This window comes from Reyranella sp. CPCC 100927, from assembly GCF_007859315.1.
Lineage (GTDB): Bacteria > Pseudomonadota > Alphaproteobacteria > Reyranellales > Reyranellaceae > Vineibacter.
In genome coordinates this window covers 43978-63144 of record NZ_VOHA01000017.1, presented here as the reverse complement: position 1 = coordinate 63144, position 19167 = coordinate 43978, and the positions used below count along the sequence as shown (strand labels likewise).

Here is a 19167-nt window from a genome sequence, read left to right as displayed (position 1 = left end):
ATAGCGCTTCAGCTGTCATCCCGAGCGCAGCGAGGGATCTTCTGCAAGTGACGCACGGGTGCGCCGGAACCGAAAGGCCCTCTCCTGAGCCTGTCAAAGGGGCGCTCGGGATGACACCCCTGATAGTGCCGATTCCGTCGAGGCTATTTCTTACGCGTTTCCCCGATGCTCCAGGTCGGCGCTGATCTCCAGGAACCTGTCGTCCTCCGCCGGAAGTCCCACGCTCATCCGCAACAGTCCCGGCAGTCCCATGTCCCGGATCAGCACGCCGCGATCGAGGTAGTGCTGCCAGGCTTTCTTCTCATCGGGGAAGTGCCCGAAAAGCAGGAAGTTCGAGTCCGAGGGGAAAACGCGATAGCCCAACTGGGCAAGGCGGAAGACCACCCGTTTGCGTTCCGCGACCACCGCCGCGACCGTGCCGAGAGTCAGCTTGGCGTGCGCGAGTGCTGCCTGGGCGGCCGCTTGGGTGAGTACCGAGAGGTGGTAGGGCAGTCGCACCAGGAGCATGGCCTGCACCATGGCAGGGTCGGCGGCGAAGTATCCGAGCCGCGCTCCGGCGAACGCGAAGGCCTTGCTCATCGTGCGGGTCACGACCAGTTTCGTCGGAAACGCCGCGATCAGCCGCGCGGCGCTGGGTTGCGCGGAGAACTCACCATACGCTTCGTCCACGATGAGCAGTCCCGGGGCTGCCTGGGCCAACCTCCGCACGTCGTCGAATGATACCGTTCCACCGGTGGGATTGTTCGGGTTGGCGAGGAAGACCACATCAGGTCGATGCTCGGCGAGCGCCCGATGGGCGGCATCGAGGTCCAAGGTGAAATCTGCCCGTCGCGGACAGTCGATCCAACGGGTGTGGGTGCCTTGTGCGATGATCGGGTGCATCGAGTAGGCCGGGGTAAAGCCCAGGGCGGACCGCCCGGGTCCGCCGAACGCCTGTAGAAGCTGCTGAAGGATCTCGTTGGAACCATTCGCGGCCCAGATGTTTTCGGCGGCAAGCGGAACGCCGACGCGAGCCGACAGATAGCGCGCCAGATCTGTCCGCAGCGCCACCGCGTCACGGTCTGGATACCGGTTCATGTCCGCGGCAGCGGCGACAACCCGCTTCTCCAGGTCGTCGAGAAGCGCCGGCAACGGCCGGTGCGGATTCTCATTGGTGTTCAGGCGCGCGAACACCTCGATCTGTGGCGCTCCGTAAGGCTGTTTGCCGCGCAGTTCCTCGCGTAGCGGCAGGTCCGCAAGACGTATCGCGTCCATCGTCGTCCCGGGGGTCACTCGATCTTGGTGCCGGTTGCCTTGATGATCGGCGCCCACTTCGCGATCTCGTCGGTGACGAACTTCGCGGCCAGTGCCGGAGTCGAGTCGACGTAGGGCACGGCGGCGATGTCGTCGAGGCCCTTGATCAGCGCCGCGTCCGTCATGATCTTGCGGTAGGCGGCGTGCAGCGTGTCGAGCACGGGCTGCGGCGTTCCTGTCGGCGCCATGACAATGTTGAACGTGTAGGCCTCGTACCCCGGCAGGCCCGCCTCGATGATGGTGGGAATGTCGGGTGCGATGGCGGCGCGCTTGGCATGCGCGAAGCCGAGGATGCGCAGCTTGCCGGTGCGATGGTGCTGCAAGGTGGTGCTGACGGTCTCGAACATCCAGGCGACGTTGCCGGCCAGCGTGTCCTGCAGTGCCGGGTTGGAGCCGCGATAGGGCACGTGCTCGACCTGCAGGCCACCCGCCATGGTCTTGAACATCTCGCCCGCGAAATGGGTGATGCCGCCGGTACCAGACGAACCGTAGGAATACTTGCCCGGGTTCTTCTTCATCAGGTCGATCAGGCCGGGCAGGGTGTCGGGCATCGACGGATGCGTGACCAGCACCAGCGGATTGACGCAGATCAAGGCTACCGGCGCGAAATCCTTGACGGCATCGTAGGGCGGTTTGGTGAACGTGGTCGGGTTCATCGCGTGCGTCGAGGACGTGGCGAACAGCAGCGTGTAGCCGTCGGGTTTGGCGCGGGCGACTTCGACGCTGCCGATCGAACCGGCGGCACCCGCCTTGTTGTCGACGACGATCTGCTGGCCCAGAACAGGGGTGAGCTTCTCGGCCACCATGCGGCCGATGATGTCGGTCGGCCCCGCCGGCGGAAACGGGATCACCAGCCGTACGGGCTTGTCGGGATATTTGCCCTGAGCCCGGCCGATGGACGGGCTCGCCGCTGTCGCCACGATGCCGGTCACCAGGTTCAGGACATGTCGCCGCTGCATTTCTTGTTCCTCCCTGTCTTGGGCTGCGGAGGCTATCAGCTTGCCTGAGCGGACCGAAAGGGGCATCTAGTCGCCCTTGATTGTCCGCAGCAGCTCATGATCGCCGTGACCGCACCGCCCATCGTCCGCTTCGCACCCAGCCCCACCGGGCGGCTGCATGTCGGCAACGTGCGGACGGCGCTGTTCAACTGGCTGTTCGCCCGTCGCCGGGGCGGCACGTTCGTGCTGCGGCTTGATGACACAGATCGCGAGCGGTCAACGGAGGCCTTTGCGCAAGGCATCCAGGACGACTTGCACTGGCTGGGGTTGAACTGGGATCGCCTGGAGCGCCAGTCGGCGCGCTTCGATGCCTATGACGCCGCGCGCGGCCGGCTGATCGCGGCGGGTCGCCTGTATCCCTGCTATGAGACGCCGGAGGAACTGGAGTTCCGGCGCAAGCGCCTGCTGGCACAGGGCAAGCCGCCGATCTACGACCGCGCGGCACTGCGGTTGTCCGATGCCGATCGCACCAGGCTGGAGGCGGAAGGCCGCAAGCCGCATTGGCGCTTTCGGCTCGAGCCGGGCGACGTCAGCTGGAATGATCTCGCGCGCGGGCCACAGCACATCGACGAGTCCAGCCAGAGCGACCCGGTACTGATCCGTGCCGACGGCAGTTATCTCTATACGCTGCCGTCGGTCGTGGATGACATCGAGTTCAGGGTCACACACGTGATCCGTGGCGAGGATCACGTCACCAACACCGGCACGCAGATCCAGCTGTTCCAGGCGCTGGGCGCCGAGCCGCCCGCTTTCGCGCACCTGCCGTTGCTGGTGGGCGCCGACGGCCGCAGCCTCAGCAAGCGGCTGGGTTCGCTGTCCTTGGCCGACCTGCGACAGGAGGGCATCGAGCCGCTCGCGGTGTCGTCACTGTTGGCCCGCCTGGGGACTGCCGATCCGGTCGAGCCCATGAGTTCGTTGCAGCCGCTGATCGACACGGTTGACTTCGCGCGTGTCGGCCGTGCGCCGGCGCGATTTGCCGAGGACGAGTTGCGTACGCTGAGCCAGCGCACCGTCCATGGTCTGCCGTTCGACACCGTCCGTCCTGAATTGGATGCCGCTACAGCCCAGTTGGGGGAGGCGTTCTGGCTGGCCGTGCGTGGCAATCTTGCGCGGGCGGCCGACGCGGCGGATTGGGGTGCGGTGGTGCAGGGACCTTTGCAGCCCGTCATCGAGGAGCCGGGTTTTCTGGCAGACGCGCTGGCTGCGTTGCCGGCAGAACCCTGGGACGAGACGACCTGGAAAGCCTGGACCGCGGCGCTGGCAGCGACGTCCGGCCGCAAGGGGCGCGCCTTGTTCCACCCGCTGCGCCTGGCGCTGACGGCCCGCGAGCAGGGCCCCGAAATGGCCCGTCTGCTGCCCCTGATCGGTCGTTCCCGGGCGGCCGCGCGGCTGCGGGGGGAGGCGGCTTAGGAGGGACAATGGGGCCAATAAGCCCCCTGTGCGGTCCCGGTTTCGGTGCTATAAACCTCCCTATGATCTCTGTGGTCTTCCCGTCCCGGCGCTGGCTTGCGGCCAGTGCGCGATGTATGTGAAGCGCCGGCCCGCCGTGGCCGATCGATCACGCACGTCATCGTTTTTCCGGGAGTGAGGGGGCCATGTCCCTCGTTGTTTACAATACGCTCACACGCCGCAAGGAAGACTTCGCGCCGCTCGATCCCGCGCATGTGCGCATGTATGTCTGCGGCCCGACCGTCTATGACAACGTGCACATCGGCAACGCGCGGCCCGTCGTCGTCTTCGACGTGCTCTACCGCCTGCTGAAGCGGCGCTATCCGCGAGTCACCTACGTGCGTAACATCACCGATATCGACGACCGGATCATCGTCCGCTCGCGCGAGTCGGGCGAGTCGATCGATGCGCTGACCCGGCGCACAGGCGATGCCTACCAGCGCGACATGGCCCGGCTGCGCGCCCTGCCGCCCGATGTCGAGCCGCGCGCCACGCAGTATGTCGCGCAGATGATCGCCATCATCGAGCGTCTGATCGCGCGCGGTCATGCCTATGCCGCCGAGGGCAACGTGCTGTTTCATGTTCCCAGCATGGCCGACTATGGGCAGTTGTCGCGCCACAGCCGCGACGAGCTGGTCGCGGGCGCGCGTGTCGACGTGGCGCCCTACAAGAAGGATCCGGCCGACTTCGTGCTGTGGAAGCCGTCGACGCCGGACCAGCCGGGTTGGGAGAGCCCGTGGGGTCGCGGCCGGCCGGGCTGGCACATCGAGTGCTCGGCCATGAGCGGGCAGCTCCTGGGCGAGACCTTCGACATCCACGCCGGCGGCATCGACCTGATCTTCCCGCATCACGAAAACGAGATCGCCCAGTCGCGCTGCGCGTTCGGCACGCCGCTCATGGCGCGCTATTGGATGCACAACGGGTTCATCGTCGCCAAAAGCGAAAAGATGTCGAAGTCGCTGGGCAACTTCTTCACCGTGAACGAGCTGCTCGAGGAGTTTCCTGGCGAGGCCATCCGGCTGCTGCTGTTGACGGCACACTACCGCCAGCCGCTGGACTTCACGAAGGACGGGCTGCGTACGGTGAAGAACCAGCTCGATCGCCTCTACCAGGCGCTACGCAACACAGCCGATGCGCCAACGGCACCGGCCGCGGACGTGCCGGCCGACGTCGCCGCGGCGCTGGAAGACGATCTCAACACGCCGCTGGCGTTGTCGCACCTGCACGAACTGGCGACCGCGCTCAATCGCGCCGGTAGTGCCGCTGAGAAGAGTGCGGGCAGGGCGGCGCTGCTGGCGGCAGGCACCGCACTGGGGCTGTTGCAGGACGACGCGGAAGCATGGTTCCGCTGGGCGCCGGCCGACAGCGGTCCGAGCGAGGCCCAGATCGAGGCCGCGATCGCCGCCCGCCGGGCGGCGCGGCAGGCCAAGGACTTCGCCGCCGCCGATCGGATACGCAAGGAACTGGCGGAACAGGGCATCTTGCTGGAAGATAAGGGCACGGAAACGATCTGGAAGCGGGGATAGAGCCAAACGACCCTGTCTCCGCGCCGACAAGCCGGAGAGCGTCTCATGAGCGACGTCATCTCGCGACTCGGTTGCCGATACCTCGGCGGGGCAGCAGCGGCTGCGATGGTGGCCGTCGTGCTGAGCATCGCCTCCGGCGGATCACGCGAGACCCTGGCGCAGGGTCCCTCGGCAAAGCAGTGCCCCGGCGTATCCGACCTGCTGACGGTTTCGCCCAGTCAAGAGGTACACCTGGACGTGCTGGCCTATGCTGCCGGCGCACTGTCCGAACGGTTGCGCCTGTGTATCGGTCAGGCCGGCAGCAACTGGTTCGATCCCGTTGAAGAAGGCAGACGGCAGGCGACCGGCCTCATGTTCGAATGGGTGGGCGCGTTCGGCTGCGCGCTGTCGGAGTATGCCTCGGCACCGTCGGTCCTGGGGCGGCCGCTGAGCGGGCCCCGGGTGAATTACCTGCGCGAAGCCGCTCAGCTTGAATCGCTCAGCGGTTCATACGAGACGGAAGCGGACCTGAGATCGTCAGCACCGTTGGCGCACTTTCGCGCGCAGCAGTTGCTGGTGAAGATCCAGTCGCGGTGGAACAAGTCGACGGACGCCGACAAGGCTGAACTCATCGCGCGGGAGGCTGCGGGCGATCCGGCCGCGGCGATGGCGTTGGCGACGCTGATCTTCGCTGCGCGCACGGCTCCGGACGATGTCGAGAAGGCCCTTGCCCTGCTGGCCAAGGCGGCGCGGCATGGCAGTGTCAAGGCGTCGGAACTCGGTGCCCACTTTGCCGGCGTGGCCGCGCGCAGCGCCAACACCGGCGACCGGGCGCGCCGATACAGCGATATCGAACGCCGGTTCCTTGTGATGGCGTCGTATCGCGGCAGCGTTGATGCCCTGACGCAGTTGCTGCAAATGCTCCAACGCAGCGATAGCGCCGACGATGTCGCCGCCTATGGTTTCTGGGACGTGCGATACCGTGGCATCGTGCGCGATCTGCACGAGATCAGGAGTGCCTGCCGTTGATACACCGTGGCGGCCGTCATCGGCCGGACATCAGCCAGCCCTCGCCGTCACGTGTCGCGATCGAGCGCATCTACCATCTGGCCGAGGCCGACAACTGGCCGTCGATCAAGGTGCATGGGCTGTTGAGTGCGTCGGCATTGCTCGATCTTGCCGGCAACGGCGAGGCGGACCGGCTTCGGCTGGCGCGCCATCGGGCAACGCGCACCGTGTTGTCGAACGGCGCCGTGGTACGCGACCAGAGTCCGATGCCGGCGGCGGCGTTGCAGCGCTGCTTGCGCGGCATGACGCCGGACGAATGGTACGCCTTGCTTAACGGCAAGGTCTTCTTCTGGGCGGATGTCGAGCGGCTCAATCGTCACCTGCACGCGTGCCGCCGCCACCCCCAGGTCATCATGGTGATCGATGCCGCGCGTCTGCTGGCGCGCTACGGCAAGCGCGCGGCGGTGTCGGCCTTCAACACCGGCAATGCCCGCCGTCAGCCCGCGACCCGCGGACAGACGACGTTTGTCCCCTATGCCACATGGCAGGCGTCCGGCTGGCAACATGAGGCGGCGGGCCTGGGCACGAACGTGCGACCCCGCAGTCATCGACCGGCCGAGTTGACGGTCGACCGATCGGTCCCCGACGCGATGGACTACGTGATCGAAACGCGGTTCCCCAAGGCCGGTGAGAGCTTCGTGCCCTGAGGCACCCTGGGAGCGCGGGCGTCTCGCCCGCTCATGTCTTGGTTCTACAGGCGCAAGCAAAGCTTTCGCCTTGATGCCGGCGGGACGCCCGTGCTCCCCGGTTACGCCACGAACGTCTCAATGGCGTTCGCTACGGCCTGCGGCTGATCGAGATAGGCGAGGTGGCCGGCCTTCTCGATCACCTGGATCCGGCTGGGGCCCTTGATCTTCGCTGCGATCGTCTTGGCATAGCTCTGGGGCATGACCCGATCCTCGCTGCCCCACAGGATCAATGTCGGTACATCGATCAGCGGCAATCGCTTGACCAGATGCGTGTTGCCCAGTGGCCACAGCGCGCGGGCAGCGGCTTCGCTGGCGCGCGTCATTTCGATCGGCCACTCGATGGAGTTGGCGCCGGCCGGCATCTCCACCAGTTGCTTCCAGTTCGCGGGATCGGCGCACATGAGGCCGGCGACATTGTCGGCGCGCTGAGCCCACGGATCGGTTGCTGGGTCGGTTTCGTCGAACAGGCCGAAGGGCGCAATCAGCGTCAGCCGTTTCACGAGGCCAGGGAAGATCGCGGCCAGGTCGGCGGCGAAGGCGCCGCCCACCGAGCTGCCGATCAGATCGGCACCGCCGAGGTCGGCGTGACGCAGCAGGTGGTGCACCGCGACCACCCAGTCGAGGTGATTGTCGAGCACGGTGTGGCCGGTGGCACCGGGAAAGCCGGGCAGCGACGGCACGATCACGGTGTGCTTTTGGGCGAGTGCGTCGAGGAAGGGCACCCATCGCGGCAGGCCGCCGAAGCCGGCGAGAAAACCGAGCTTGGGGCCATTGCCTTTGCGCCACACGCGGCAGGGAAAGCCGTTGACGTCGACCGTCAGCGTCTGTGGTTCAGTCACGAGATGCTCCGAGAAATGCCCTCTCCGCCCACGCAGTGGGGGGAGAGGGAGGGGCCCATCGCGCCAGCGATGGGAGGGTGAGGTGGGTGGTTAGGCCGGAGGAGGTCTTGATGGAAGGAGCGCGATCAGTCGCGCCACCCACCTCACCCTCCCGCGCTGCGCGCGGGCCCCTCCCTCTCCCCCCGCTGCGCGGGCGGAGAGGGGACAACGTCATCACTCCGCGGCCAGGCGCGGCTGGAAAGCCGGCACCGCGGCGCGCTGGTTGCGGTCCATCGGCTTGGGCCACCAGCGGTCCTCCCACTCGGAGAACAGGTCGTTGACCTTCGGCATCACCTTCTCGGCGAACAGCCGCGTGTTGTACTGCGTCAACTGCTTGCTCATGTTGCCGTACTGCAGCAGCAGCATCAGGTGGCCGACATTGAGCGTGGTGGCGATGTGGCGTATCTGCTCGACCACTTCGTCGGGCGAGCCGATGATCACGTAGCCGTCGTCGACGATCTCTTTCATGGTGCGGGCGCGGTATTTCTTCTTGTCGCCACCGGAACTGGCGGCGTTGGCCGCCTGTGCCACCATGCCCTGGATGCCGGCACGCTGCGTGGCCTCGGTGGTGTAGCCCGGCGGCATCGCGAAGCGCGCATCGACGTGCAGGCAGCGGCCGTAGAAATATTCGGCCGGCTCGGTGTAGAGCTCCAATGCTTGCTCGCGGCTTTCGGCAACGCCGACGAATTGCAGGAAGCCGGCGCGGTAGGGGTTGCGGTCCTTGCCCAGCTTCTCCATCTCGCGCCAGAAGCCCTGCATCGTGGAGAGGCCGGCCTTGTAGCCGTAGTACGACAGGTAGCAGTAGACGTAGTCCATCTCGGCGCACCAGCGCCACGTCTCGACCGAGCCGCCGCCGGGAATCCAGATCGGCGGATGCGGATCATTCTGGATCGGCCGCGGCCAGATGTTGACGTAGCGCTGCTGGTTGAAGCGGCCGGAGAACGCGAAGGTGTCCTTCTCGGTCCACGCCTTCTTCACCAGGTCATGGGCTTCGTAGTAGCGCTCGCGCAGCAGGCTCGGGTTCTGGCCGTAGGCGAAGCAGGTATCCATCGGCGAGCCGACCGGGAAGCCGGCAATCAGCCGGCCGCCAGAGATGCAGTCGATCATCGCGAACTCTTCGGCGACCCGTGTCGGCGGATTGTAGAGCGCCAGGCTGTTGCCCATGACGCACAGCGCCGTGTCGGTAGTACGCCGCGCCAGCGACGAGGCGATCAGATTGGGCGAGGGCATCAGCCCGTAACCATTGGAGTGATGCTCGTTGACGCACACCGCGTCGAAGCCGCACTCGGCCGCGAACTCGAGCTCGTCCATGAAGTCGTTGTACATGTGATGCGCGCGCTTGGGATCGAACAGCGACGAGTGGATGTCGACCCACACCGACGGGTGCTTCTGGTTGAAGTCGTCGGGCAGCTCCGTATACGGCATCAGATGGAACCACATCAGCTTCATGGCCGGCTCTCCTGCGGCTTCGTGCGGCGGCGTGCGCCCCGAGGTAAATGGTCGTTCATATGCGGCCGCAGGGTGCGTCAGCGGCGCCCCAAAGGCAATGCCGAAGCTGCAAGGCGGGTCTGCAACGGGCTGGCGTCCGGGATCGGCGCGGTTAGCGGCGTCGGCGCAGTCGGCCGGAGGCGATGTAGTCGGAGAGGCCGGCGACGAGATGGTCGAACATCAGCCGCGTGCGCCGGCTGGCGCGCAGATTGCCATGCATGGCAATCCAGATGCCGAGTGGGAAAGCGAACTGATCGGGTAACAGATGCACAAGGTCGACGTCGCGACGCGCGATGCCGACCTGGCACACGCCGATGCCGAAGCCGGCACGGATGGCCGCCAATTGCGCGAGATCATTGTCTGTGCGCAGGGCAAAGAGATCGCGCGTCAGCGTGAAGCCGAGCTCCTGCAGATGGCGCACAACCGGACTCTCGCGATCGAAACCGATGAGCGCGTGCCGGGCAAGTTCGTCCATGGTTTGCGGCCGGCCATGCAACTCGAGATACCGGCGATGCGCATGCAGGCCCAGCGTCACGTGTCCGAGATGGCGAGTCACCAGGGCCGCTTGCACCGGTCGCACCATGCGTACGGCGATGTCGGCCTCACGCTTGAGCAGATCCTCGGTCCGGTTGGACAGCATCAACTCCACCACGATCTCAGGGTGGCGTTCGCGGAACGCCGCGAGGATCGTCGGCAGTACCTCGCTGCCGATGATCTCGCTCGCGGTCAGTCGGACCACGCCGCGAGCCTGATCGGCTGCACCGGAGGCCGCGCGGACCAGCGCACCGGCTGCTGCTTCCATGACCTCGGCGTGTGGCCGCAACTCGATCGCGGCATCGGTCGGTGCAAGGCCTTGTCGCGACCGCGTGAACAGCGCCAGGCGCAAGGTTTGCTCCAGCTCGTCGATGTGGCGGCCGATCGTGGGCTGCGTCAGCTTCAGCGTGCGCGCCGCCGCCGACAGGCTGCCGTGGCGCAGGACCGTCAGAAACGATCGGTAGTGTTCCCAGCTCGGCTCCATACAAATTTCTATAGTTAGTTAGTCTACAGTTTCATACAATTCCTTTTATTCGATCCTGGGCCATCTTCCTGTCGTTACGCACGACAGGAGAACACCATGAGCGGTAGGCGGACGGCCCTCATCATCGGCGCCACCGGTGGCATCGGCGCCGAGCTTGCATTGAATCTTGGCAAGCGCGGTTGGCATGTGCGGGCGTTGCACCGGACGGCGGGCTCGGCTGCCCGGCGGTTCGCGGCGCTTGGCCTGGTGGACTGGATACAGGGCGATGCCATGAACCCTGCCGACGTCGCGGCGGCCGCGGCCGGGACCCAGCTCATCGTTCATGCCGCCAATCCGCCGGGTTATCGGAACTGGCGCGGCCTTGCATTGCCCATGCTGGACAGCACGATTGCCGCCGCAGAGGCCGTCGGTGCCCGCATCCTGTTTCCGGGCACCATCTACAACTTCGGACCTGATGCCTTTCCGATCCTGCACGAGACCTCGGCGCAGAACCCGCACACGCGCAAAGGCGCGATTCGCGTCGAAATGGAGCGGCGGCTGGAAGCGGCTGCGGCACGCGGCGTTCGCACGCTCATCGTGCGCGCCGGTGACTTCTTCGGTCCGCGCGCCGGCAACAGTTGGTTCGCGCAGGGTCTGGTGAAGCCCGGCAAGCCGGTCCGCTCGGTCACTTATCCCGGTCGTCCCGACGTCGGGCACGCGTGGGCCTATCTGCCCGATCTTTCCGAGGCCATGGCACAGCTGGTCGAACGTGAAGACTCACTGGCGGCCTTCGAAGTGTTCCACTTTCGCGGCCACTCGCTGGTGCGCGGGATCGAGATCGCCGAGGCGATCCGCCGCGTCGTTGGAAACCCGCAACTGCCGATCCGCGCGCTGCCGTGGTTGGCGATCCGGCTCCTCGCCCCGGTCGTGACTACGTTTCGCGAGATGCTGGAGATGCGGTACCTGTGGCGAGAGCCCGTGACACTCGACAACGGCAAGCTGATTGCCACCCTCGGTGCCGAGCCGCATACGCCGCTCGATCGGGCGGTCGCCGCCACCTTGGAGGGACTGGGATGCCTTGGCGGCGCACCGGCTGCACGCGATGGCGTCAGCGCGCGGGCAGTCAGCGTTTGACTTCGCTGCCGCCGACCTTGTGATCCTTCAGGATCTCCGGCTTGAAGCGCACGCCGTGGCCGGGCCGATCGCTCGGTTTCAGCACGCCGTTCACCGGGATGGCCGGCGTGGTCCACAGATCATCATTCCAGTCCATGTACTCGAGATAGCTGGCGTTGGGGATGGAGCACAGCAGGTGCACCAGCAGTTCGTGGAACAGGTGGGGCGCGATCTGGATGCCCCAGGTGTCGGCGACGGCGGCGATTTTGCGCAACTCGGTGAGACCGCCGCGCATGGGGTCGGGTTGCAGGATGGGTGTTGAGGGGTGCTCGAAGAAGGGGCGCAGGTCGAAGCGGGTGAAATGGCTTTCACCGCCCACCACGCGCGTCTTCAACGCCTGTGCCACGCGGCGGTAGCCGGCGAAGTCCTCGCATACCACCGGCTCTTCCATCCAGTAGATGTCGGCCTCGTCGAAATGGTGGCCGGCCTGGATGGCGGTGTCGGCGGTCCAGCCCATGTTGACGTCGACCATGATCTCGATGTCGGGGCCCAGTGCCTCGCGCATGGCGTGGACGTTCCTCACATCCTCGCGCCAGGGTCGGATGTGGGCCGCCTGCATCTTGATCGCCTTCAGGCCCATGGCGGTGAAGTGCCGCGCCTTCTCGATCATGCCGTCACGCCCCAGGCCACGCCAGACGCCCGAGCCGTAGGCCTCCACCTCGGTGCGGCATGTGCCCCACAGGCGGTGCAGCGGCAGACCGGCGCGCTGGCCGACAATGTCCCACAGCGCGATGTCGACGGCCGACAAGGCGAACGTGGCGATGCCGCCGCGGCCGACCCAGTAGGTGCTGCGCCACAGGGTCTGCCAGATGCCCTCGACCTCGGTGGCATCGCGTCCCAGGATCTTGGGCGCCACCATCTCCTTGAGGCAGGCATCGATCGTGTGCAGGCCACCCGACAGCGGCTGCAGGTAGCCCAGGCCGGTCAGGCCGCCCTTGGTCTCGATCTCCAGGACCAGCAGCGCGCGGTGCGTCGGCGGCATGATGCCGTTGGCTGGTGGCTCGCCGGCCCAGGGCACGTTGAGCAAGGTCGTGCGCAAGGCTGTGATGGTCGTGTCGGTCATGCGGCATTTCCTCCCGGGATCGACGAACCCTAGGGGCGCGCTGTCGGTTTGACCAGTGATCCACTCTTGAGTGGCGGCGCCGGTCATGGAACAACCGACGCTCTGAACCCTCGTTCATATCGGGAGAACGCCATGACCATCCGCTTCGACAATCGCGTTGCCATCGTGACCGGTGCCGGCAACGGCCTGGGCCGTGCGCATGCGCTGCTGTTGGCCTCGCGCGGTGCCAAGGTGGTGGTCAACGATCCCGGCGGCGCGCGCGATGGCCGCGGCGGCGACAATGCGATCGCCGACAAGGTCGTGGCCGAGATCAAGGCAGCCGGCGGCCAGGCGGTGGCCAACTACGACAGCGTCGCCGAGCAGAAAGCCGCCGCCAACATCGTGAAGACGGCCGTCGATGCGTTCGGCACTGTGGACATCGTGGTCAACAATGCCGGCATCCTGCGCGACAAGTCATTCCCCAATATGTCGATGGACGATTTCCTGTTCGTCCTGCAGGTGCATCTCATGGGGTCGGTCTATGTCACGCACGCGGCGTGGCCGATCCTGCGGCAGAAGGCCTACGGCCGCGTCGTGCTGACCTCGTCGAACTCCGGCCTGTACGGCAATTTCGGCCAGACCAACTACTCGGCGGCCAAGCTGGCCCTGGTCGGCTTCATGAACACGCTGCGCCTGGAAGGACAGAAGTACAACATCATGGTGAATTCGCTGGCGCCGGTTGCAGGCACGCGCATGACCGAGGATCTGATGCCGGCGGAGGTCGTCGCCCGCATGAAGCCGGAGCTGGTATCGCCGATGGTCGGCTATCTGTGCAGCGAGCAGTGCACGCGTACCGGCGAGATCTGGGCTGCCGGCGTAGGCTATTTCTCGCGGGTCGAGTACCGCGAGGGCCCCGGCGTGCGCGTTGCCGGCCAGCCGACGATCGAGGACGTCGCACAGAACATCGACAAGATCGCCGATCTGACCACCAACACGGCCTACCGCACCGCGGGCGAGGAGTCGCAGGCCGCCTTGGCCGGCTAGTCGATCGCCATTTCCCTTCTGGCCCAAGGGGCTTCGTCATTGCGCTAACGGTTTCCTCGAACGCGCCGCCATCCTGTGCTAGGAGGTGCGTGGAGGACCAAAGTGATGGACGTTGCCCTGAGCCACGGAACCCGGATCGATCCGGTCATCGACTGGATCGTGCGGGAGGGTCGGCTCGAGCCGGAGTTGCCGACATTCGTCGGCCGGCTGATGGAGCGCACCGTCGCGTCGGGCATCCCGGTGTGGCGCTTGTATCTCGGCATGGAGCTGCTCCACCCGCAGTTGCAGGCCATGGGTGTGGTCTGGCGGCGCGACCAGGCGATCCAGGTGACGGAGATCCCGCGCCGCCAGGGCATTCAGTACACCAGCGCCTATATCGGCAGCCCGGTTCAGGAGATCCGTGAGTGCGGCTGCGCCATCCGCTACCGGCTCCAGAACCTCACCGACCAGCATCACATGGTGCTGCACGAAGTGAAGGCCGACGGCGGTACCGACTATTTCGGCCAAGCCATACCGACCAGTCGCGGGCGGCTGTTTCCCATCATCACCTTCAGCACCGATTACCCGGATGGTTTCAGTGACACTGATCTGGCCGACCTGCGCCGGCTGATCGATCACATCGGTGCCGTGGTGGAGATGCATATCACGCGGCTGGTCGCGCGCACCGTCATCCAGACTTATATCGGCCCGGAGACAGGACGTCGCATTTTCGATGGCCTGGTCAAGCGCGGCGACGGCGATCGCATCAACGCCGTGCTGTGGTTCTCGGACCTGCGCGACTTTACCGGCCTGAACGAGCGGCTGCCGGGCAACGAGCTGCTCGACATGCTGAACATGTACTTCGAAGCCATCGGCGTGGCCTTGAAGAAGCATGGCGGCGAGATCCTGAAGTTCATCGGTGATGGCGTGATGGCCATCTTCCCGGTCGATGATGCGATGTTTCTGCCTGATGCGACATCCGGTGCGGTCGATGCCGCCCGCGAGGCGCTGTCGGCGATCGAAGAGGTCAACGCCGGTCGCGTCGAAGCTGGCCGCGATGCGATCCGCTTCGGCGTGGGCCTGCATGTCGGCCTGGTAACCTTCGGCAATGTCGGCACCGAGGACCGGCTCGACTTCACCGTCATCGGGCCGGCGGTGAATCGCTGCGCGCGCCTGGAGACGATGACCAAGGTACTGAAGGTGCCGATCCTGGCGTCGGCGGACTTCAATCGTGTCTGCCCGCGCCCGATGCGGTCGCTGGGCCGTCATCGCTTGCGCGGCGTGCCCGACCCGGTCGAGATGTTTACGACGACATGAGATTATTCTCGGACTGCCGTGGCAGGCTGCCGTCCGTGAAAACAACCGCACCCGGCTGAATTGCGCACTCGCTGTGCTGTCGTATACTCGCGCGCATGCGACGCACGTCTTTCGCTCACATGAACTGCTCGATCGCTGCCGCGCTGGACGTGGTGGGCGACCCGTGGACGCTTCTCATCCTGCGCGACGCGATGTACGGCGTGCGCCGCTTCGATGAGTTCCAGGCCAACCTGGGCATCGCGCGTAACGTGCTGACGGCGCGTCTCAAGGCGCTGGTCGAGGCCGGTGTGTTTCGGCGCATCGCCTACCAGCAGCGGCCGGTGCGCTATGAGTATCGGCTGAGCGACAAGGGTGCGGCGTTGTTCTCGGTCATCGTCGGCCTGAAGGAGTGGGGCGATCGCTTCGGCACTGCGGCGCAGGACGGCCGGCCGATGGAACTCGAGAACGTCGCCACCGGCAGCCGCGTCGAGCCGGCGCTGGTCGATATCGCCAGCGGCCGCCGGCTTGATCTCAGCAGCGTGCGGGCCGTGGCCGGCGAAGGCGCCACGCCCGAGACGCGCCGTTTCTTCGAGCGCCTCGCTTTCGATCGCGCCACCACGCGGCGGGTGTCGCGCGGCTGATCAGTCGTCGTCGGCATCCTCGCGGCGATGGCTGTCGTGGACACGCGTCGCGCGCTCGTTCTCCAGCCGGTCATGGGCCTTCTCGGCTTTGGGCCGGCCGAACTTCAGCCGGTTGGCCTCGGCCGACTGTTCCCGCTCCGCTCGCGCTTTGCGCTTGCGCGCCTGCCGCAGGTTGACGATCTCGGCCATGGGAGCCTCTCAGGAACCATAAAGTCGCCGCTATTCCACAGGTATTTATCTTACAATCAAAGCGAGGCGCCAACCGCGCCCGGCCTGGCGAGGCGCGACCATGAAAAAGATCCTGATCGGTGTCGGTGGTGTGGTGGCCTTCCTGGTGGTGGCGGCGCTCGCTGTTCCGTTCCTGGTCGACCCCAACATCTTCAAGCCGCAGATCATCGCCAGCGCCAAGGAGGCGACCGGCCGGGATCTGGTGATCGACGGCCCCTTGAAGCTCTCCATCCTGCCCTTCCCATCGGTCTCGGCCGAGGGCGTACGGTTCGCCAATACGCCGGGCGCCAAAACGCCCCAGATGGTCGAGCTCAAGTCGGTGCGGGCCGGTGTCGCGGTGCTGCCGCTGCTGTCGCGCCGCATCGAGATCAGCGAACTGCGGCTGGTCGAGCCCAGGATCGTGATCGAGGTCGGGCCCGACGGCCGCGCGAACTACGACTTCAAGCGCGGCGACGGCACGGCGCCGCCACCGCCTGCCGTCAGCACGCCCGGCAACACGACCACCGCCAGCGACGGCAGCAAGTTCAGCGTCGCGATCAGCCGGGTGGTGATCGAGCGCGGGGCGCTCACCTACAGCGATGCCGTCGCCAAGCGCGAGTACCGGCTCGAGCGGATGGATCTCACCCTGTCGGCGGCATCCCTGCAGCAGGGACCGTTCGCGGCGGCAGGCTCGCTCACGGTCAACGGCGTGCTGGTCAACTTGGACGGCAAGGTCGGTGCCAAGGCCGCGAACGGCGTGTCGGTCGACCTGATGATCAAGACCGCCGATGGCGAGGCGCGGTTGAACGGGACGGTGTCGGAGCTGACCCCGGCGGCGCGCTTCACCGGGACGGCCAAGCTGGCCGCGGGGGATCTGGCGGCCTTCATCCGTGGCCTGGCGATGGCCGCGGTGATGCCGCGGCCCGACCTGCCGGCGGCACTGGCGCGCAAGGTCTCGTTCGAGGGTGCGATCGAAGCGTCCGCCGAGGCCTTCAGCGCCCGCGACTTCAGGCTGGCGATGGGCGACGACCAGGGCAGCGGGACGCTTGCCGTGGCGCTCAAACCGGCGACGCGGATCGACGGCAAGCTGTCCTTCACCAAGCTCGACCTCGACAAGTGGCGCCCGGCCGATGAGCCGGCCCAGACGCCGGCGCGACCGGCCCCCGGCACGGGCCGTCCGGCGGCCGTGCCGACAGCACCGGGCACCCCCGCAAACCTCTCGGTCAAGCTGGTTCTCGACGCGGCCGAGGTCACCTACAACGGCGCTGCGATCCGCAAGCTGCTGGCCGATGTTGCGCTGGAGAACGGCCAACTCGCCGTGCGCCGCATCGAGGCGCTGCTGCCGGGCAATGCGCAGCTCGCCGGCACCATGGCTGCCGGCGCCGATGGCAAATACTACAGCGGCGACGTGTCCCTGGCCGGCCCCAAATTGCGCGAGACGCTGAACTGGCTCAAGGTCGATGTGGCGCAGGTACCGGCCGACAAGCTGGCGGCGTTCTCGTTCAAGGGCAAACTGCAGTCGGCCCAGGGCAATGCGCTGGCGATCAGCGATGCCACGGTGCAGCTCGACGGCATGACGGCGCGCGGTGGCGCCACCGTGGCAGTCGGCGCGCCGATGCGCATCACCGCCGATTTCCAGGCCGACACCATCGATGTCGACGCCTATCTGCCCAAGAAGGCAGCGGCCGGGACAGGCAACAAGCCGGCGGCGGGGCCCCCTGCGGGCAAACCTGCGGCACCGAGTGCTGCATCCGCGCCGCCGGCGCTGGACGCGCGGATCAAGGCCAAGGTCGCGCGCATCGTCTACAACGGCGAGCGCATCGAGGGAGTCGATGCCGATGTCACCTATCGCGATGGCCGCCTGACCTTCGGCGACACCCGGATCGGCAGTGTCGCCGGTGCGTCGGTGGCGGTGAAGGGCTCGGTCGCCAACCTGACGGCAACGCCCAGCTTCGACCTGTCGGTGAACGTGCAGACCAGCGATGCCGACCGGCTGCTGAAGCTTGCCGGCGCCAGCTCGCCGGTCAAGGGCCCGCTGGGCACGGTGTCGCTGCAAGGCGGTGTCGGGGGCACGGCAGCGGACCTGGTGTTCAAGGACTTCACCATCCATGCGCTGGGTGCGACCCTGAAGATGACCGGCAAGGTGACGCCGGCCGCCGGCAATCCGCGCTACGACCTCTCGGCCTTCAGCTTCCAGACCAACGACCTCGACAAGCTGCTGTCGGCGCTGGGCAACGACAAGGCCGGCAACGGCATGGGCGCGGTCAGCGCCAGCGGGGCTGCGAAGGGCGATACCAAGACCGTCGCGTTCAACGGCAACTTCACCGCCAAGGGCGTGCGTGGCGACGGCTCGGTGACGGCGGCGCTGGGTGGCCAGGTGCCGCGCATCACGGCCAACCTGAAGACCAGCGAACTGAACATCGACCAGCTCACCGGGCAGGGCGGCGGCCAACCCGCGGCCGCCGGCGGACCGCAGGGTGGCAGCGGCGGCGGGCGGCACTCCAAGGCGCCGATCAACCTCGCCTTCCTGAAGGGCATCGAAGCCGACGTCGACATCGCATCGCCGGTGATCAGCAAGGCACCGTGGCGGCTGGAGAACGCCGTGCTCAAGGCGTCGCTGAAGGGTGGCGTGCTCACCATCACGCGGCTGGCCGGCGGTGTCTATGGCGGCACGATCGATCTCAGCGGCACGGTAAGCGCGGTCAACAACAGCTTCGATGCGAGGCTGGCCGCCAGCAACATCAATGTCGGCACGGCCGCCCGCGCGCTGGGTGATACCAAGCGCGTCGACGGCGTCGTGACGGTGAACCTGACGCTCAACGGCAGCCTCGCCAGCACCGCCGACATCATGTCCAGCCTCAACGGCGACGGCAAAGTCAGCGGCAACGTGCGCTTCAACGCCAGCGTCGAGGAGCAGCTTGGCGGCAAGCTGGCCGGCAGTGCGCTCAAGGGCCTGGGCAAGCGCCTCGACAAGCTCACCGGCGGCACGGGTGCCGGTGATGAACTGGGCGATCTGCGCGCGGCGCTGAAGGTGGCCAACGAGCGCTTCGCCAACCGTACCGGACCGGTGTCGGGCACGATCGCGATCCGCAACGGCAATCTGCACACCAAGGACCTGCGGGTCGACGGCAACCGCGCCTGGGCCATCACCGAGGCCGACATCAACCTGCCGGCCTGGACCATGGTGGCGATCACCAACGTGTTCGTCGAGGAGTCGCCGCAGGCGCCCTATGTGATCGTCAAGCAGAAGGGCCCTGTCGATAGCCCGAGCCGATCCGTCGATCGCGGTCCGGCCGCCGCCTCGGTGCGCCCGCAGGGGCAACCCGATGCCCAGCAGCCGGGCGCGGCGCCGCAGCCGCCGCAACAACAGCAGCCCAAGCCCACCGATCCGCTGAAGAAGCTGAAGAAAATCTTCTGACG

16 protein-coding genes are annotated in these 19167 nt (G+C 66.6%); 9 read left to right on the top strand and 7 right to left on the bottom strand.

Features of this window, described 5'->3' with window-relative positions; all coding sequences use genetic code 11:
* Positions 1–150 precede the first annotated feature (150 nt).
* Positions 151–1254, bottom strand: coding sequence for a histidinol-phosphate transaminase (locus FQU96_RS31145; protein ID WP_146545286.1), 1104 nt, complete (start codon positions 1252–1254; stop codon positions 151–153).
* A gap of 14 nt (positions 1255–1268) precedes the next feature.
* Positions 1269–2252 (bottom strand): tripartite tricarboxylate transporter substrate binding protein, encoded by a 984-nt coding sequence (locus FQU96_RS31140; protein WP_146545285.1) that lies wholly within the window; start codon positions 2250–2252, stop codon positions 1269–1271.
* A 105-nt stretch (positions 2253–2357) separates the two neighbouring features.
* Between FQU96_RS31140 and gltX the strand changes: the two genes are divergently transcribed.
* From gltX to FQU96_RS31120, 4 genes are all read left to right on the top strand, one after another.
* Positions 2358–3701, top strand: coding sequence for a glutamate--tRNA ligase (gltX, locus tag FQU96_RS31135; RefSeq protein ID WP_178130816.1), 1344 nt, complete (start codon positions 2358–2360; stop codon positions 3699–3701).
* Positions 3702–3886: 185 nt separating this feature from the next.
* Positions 3887–5266, top strand: a complete 1380-nt coding sequence (cysS, locus tag FQU96_RS31130) for a cysteine--tRNA ligase (protein ID WP_146545283.1) — start codon at positions 3887–3889, stop codon at positions 5264–5266.
* Positions 5267–5311: 45 nt separating this feature from the next.
* On the top strand, positions 5312–6274 hold the full coding sequence (locus tag FQU96_RS31125) for a hypothetical protein (RefSeq protein ID WP_146545282.1): 963 nt from the start codon (positions 5312–5314) through the stop codon (positions 6272–6274).
* Positions 6271–6960, top strand: coding sequence for a hypothetical protein (locus FQU96_RS31120; protein WP_146545281.1), 690 nt, complete (start codon positions 6271–6273; stop codon positions 6958–6960). The genes FQU96_RS31125 and FQU96_RS31120 overlap by 4 nt, the downstream gene beginning before the upstream one ends.
* Positions 6961–7061: 101 nt before the next feature.
* Here the strand turns inward: FQU96_RS31120 and FQU96_RS31115 are convergent, their stop codons facing one another.
* The 3 genes from FQU96_RS31115 to FQU96_RS31105 form a co-directional block, all read right to left on the bottom strand.
* A complete protein-coding gene (locus FQU96_RS31115; RefSeq protein WP_178130809.1) occupies positions 7062–7841 on the bottom strand; it encodes an alpha/beta fold hydrolase in 780 nt (259 codons plus the stop codon).
* Positions 7842–8054: 213 nt separating this feature from the next.
* Positions 8055–9329 (bottom strand): LLM class flavin-dependent oxidoreductase, encoded by a 1275-nt coding sequence (locus FQU96_RS31110; RefSeq protein WP_146545279.1) that lies wholly within the window; start codon positions 9327–9329, stop codon positions 8055–8057.
* A 151-nt stretch (positions 9330–9480) separates the two neighbouring features.
* Complete coding sequence (locus FQU96_RS31105; protein WP_218574954.1) at positions 9481–10392, bottom strand: LysR family transcriptional regulator; 912 nt, start codon at positions 10390–10392, stop codon at positions 9481–9483.
* A 90-nt stretch (positions 10393–10482) separates the two neighbouring features.
* Between FQU96_RS31105 and FQU96_RS31100 the strand changes: the two genes are divergently transcribed.
* A complete protein-coding gene (locus tag FQU96_RS31100) occupies positions 10483–11499 on the top strand; it encodes an NAD-dependent epimerase/dehydratase family protein (RefSeq protein ID WP_146545277.1) in 1017 nt (338 codons plus the stop codon).
* Here FQU96_RS31100 and FQU96_RS31095 read toward each other — a convergent pair.
* Entirely contained in the window at positions 11489–12601 is a 1113-nt protein-coding gene (locus tag FQU96_RS31095; protein ID WP_178130808.1) for a mandelate racemase/muconate lactonizing enzyme family protein, read from the bottom strand. The genes FQU96_RS31100 and FQU96_RS31095 overlap by 11 nt on opposite strands.
* Before the next feature lie 132 nt (positions 12602–12733).
* Here FQU96_RS31095 and FQU96_RS31090 point away from each other — a divergent pair, with 132 nt between their 5' ends.
* The 3 genes from FQU96_RS31090 (at position 12734) to FQU96_RS31080 (ending at position 15540) form a co-directional block, all read left to right on the top strand.
* Positions 12734–13624 carry an SDR family oxidoreductase gene (locus tag FQU96_RS31090; protein WP_146545275.1) on the top strand — a complete coding sequence of 297 codons (891 nt, stop codon included), beginning with the start codon at positions 12734–12736 and terminating at the stop codon, positions 13622–13624.
* Positions 13625–13729: 105 nt separating this feature from the next.
* Positions 13730–14920: an adenylate/guanylate cyclase domain-containing protein gene (locus FQU96_RS31085; protein WP_146545274.1), complete on the top strand. Its 1191-nt coding sequence runs from the start codon at positions 13730–13732 to the stop codon at positions 14918–14920.
* A gap of 95 nt (positions 14921–15015) precedes the next feature.
* Positions 15016–15540 (top strand): helix-turn-helix domain-containing protein, encoded by a 525-nt coding sequence (locus FQU96_RS31080; RefSeq protein WP_146545273.1) that lies wholly within the window; start codon positions 15016–15018, stop codon positions 15538–15540.
* Here FQU96_RS31080 and FQU96_RS31075 read toward each other — a convergent pair whose 3' ends face one another.
* Positions 15541–15729: a DUF4169 family protein gene (locus FQU96_RS31075; protein WP_146545272.1), complete on the bottom strand. Its 189-nt coding sequence runs from the start codon at positions 15727–15729 to the stop codon at positions 15541–15543.
* Positions 15730–15829: 100 nt separating this feature from the next.
* Here FQU96_RS31075 and FQU96_RS31070 point away from each other — a divergent pair, with 100 nt between their 5' ends.
* Complete coding sequence (locus FQU96_RS31070) at positions 15830–19165, top strand: AsmA family protein (protein WP_146545271.1); 3336 nt, start codon at positions 15830–15832, stop codon at positions 19163–19165.
* Positions 19166–19167 lie beyond the last annotated feature (2 nt).

Excerpts from the sequence above, each read along its gene's own strand:
- FQU96_RS31145 (WP_146545286.1), bottom strand. The coding sequence starts at position 1,254 with ATGGACGCGATACGTCTTGCGGACCTGCCGCTACGCGAGGAACTGCGC.
- FQU96_RS31140 (WP_146545285.1), bottom strand. The coding sequence starts at position 2,252 with ATGCAGCGGCGACATGTCCTGAACCTGGTGACCGGCATCGTGGCGACA.
- cysS (WP_146545283.1), top strand. The coding sequence starts at position 3,887 with ATGTCCCTCGTTGTTTACAATACGCTCACACGCCGCAAGGAAGACTTC.
- FQU96_RS31125 (WP_146545282.1), top strand. The coding sequence starts at position 5,312 with ATGAGCGACGTCATCTCGCGACTCGGTTGCCGATACCTCGGCGGGGCA.
- FQU96_RS31110 (WP_146545279.1), bottom strand. The coding sequence starts at position 9,329 with ATGAAGCTGATGTGGTTCCATCTGATGCCGTATACGGAGCTGCCCGAC.
- FQU96_RS31100 (WP_146545277.1), top strand. The coding sequence starts at position 10,483 with ATGAGCGGTAGGCGGACGGCCCTCATCATCGGCGCCACCGGTGGCATC.
- FQU96_RS31095 (WP_178130808.1), bottom strand. The coding sequence starts at position 12,601 with ATGACCGACACGACCATCACAGCCTTGCGCACGACCTTGCTCAACGTG.
- FQU96_RS31090 (WP_146545275.1), top strand. The coding sequence starts at position 12,734 with ATGACCATCCGCTTCGACAATCGCGTTGCCATCGTGACCGGTGCCGGC.
- FQU96_RS31085 (WP_146545274.1), top strand. The coding sequence starts at position 13,730 with ATGGACGTTGCCCTGAGCCACGGAACCCGGATCGATCCGGTCATCGAC.
- FQU96_RS31080 (WP_146545273.1), top strand. The coding sequence starts at position 15,016 with ATGCGACGCACGTCTTTCGCTCACATGAACTGCTCGATCGCTGCCGCG.
- FQU96_RS31075 (WP_146545272.1), bottom strand. The coding sequence starts at position 15,729 with ATGGCCGAGATCGTCAACCTGCGGCAGGCGCGCAAGCGCAAAGCGCGA.
- FQU96_RS31070 (WP_146545271.1), top strand. The coding sequence starts at position 15,830 with ATGAAAAAGATCCTGATCGGTGTCGGTGGTGTGGTGGCCTTCCTGGTG.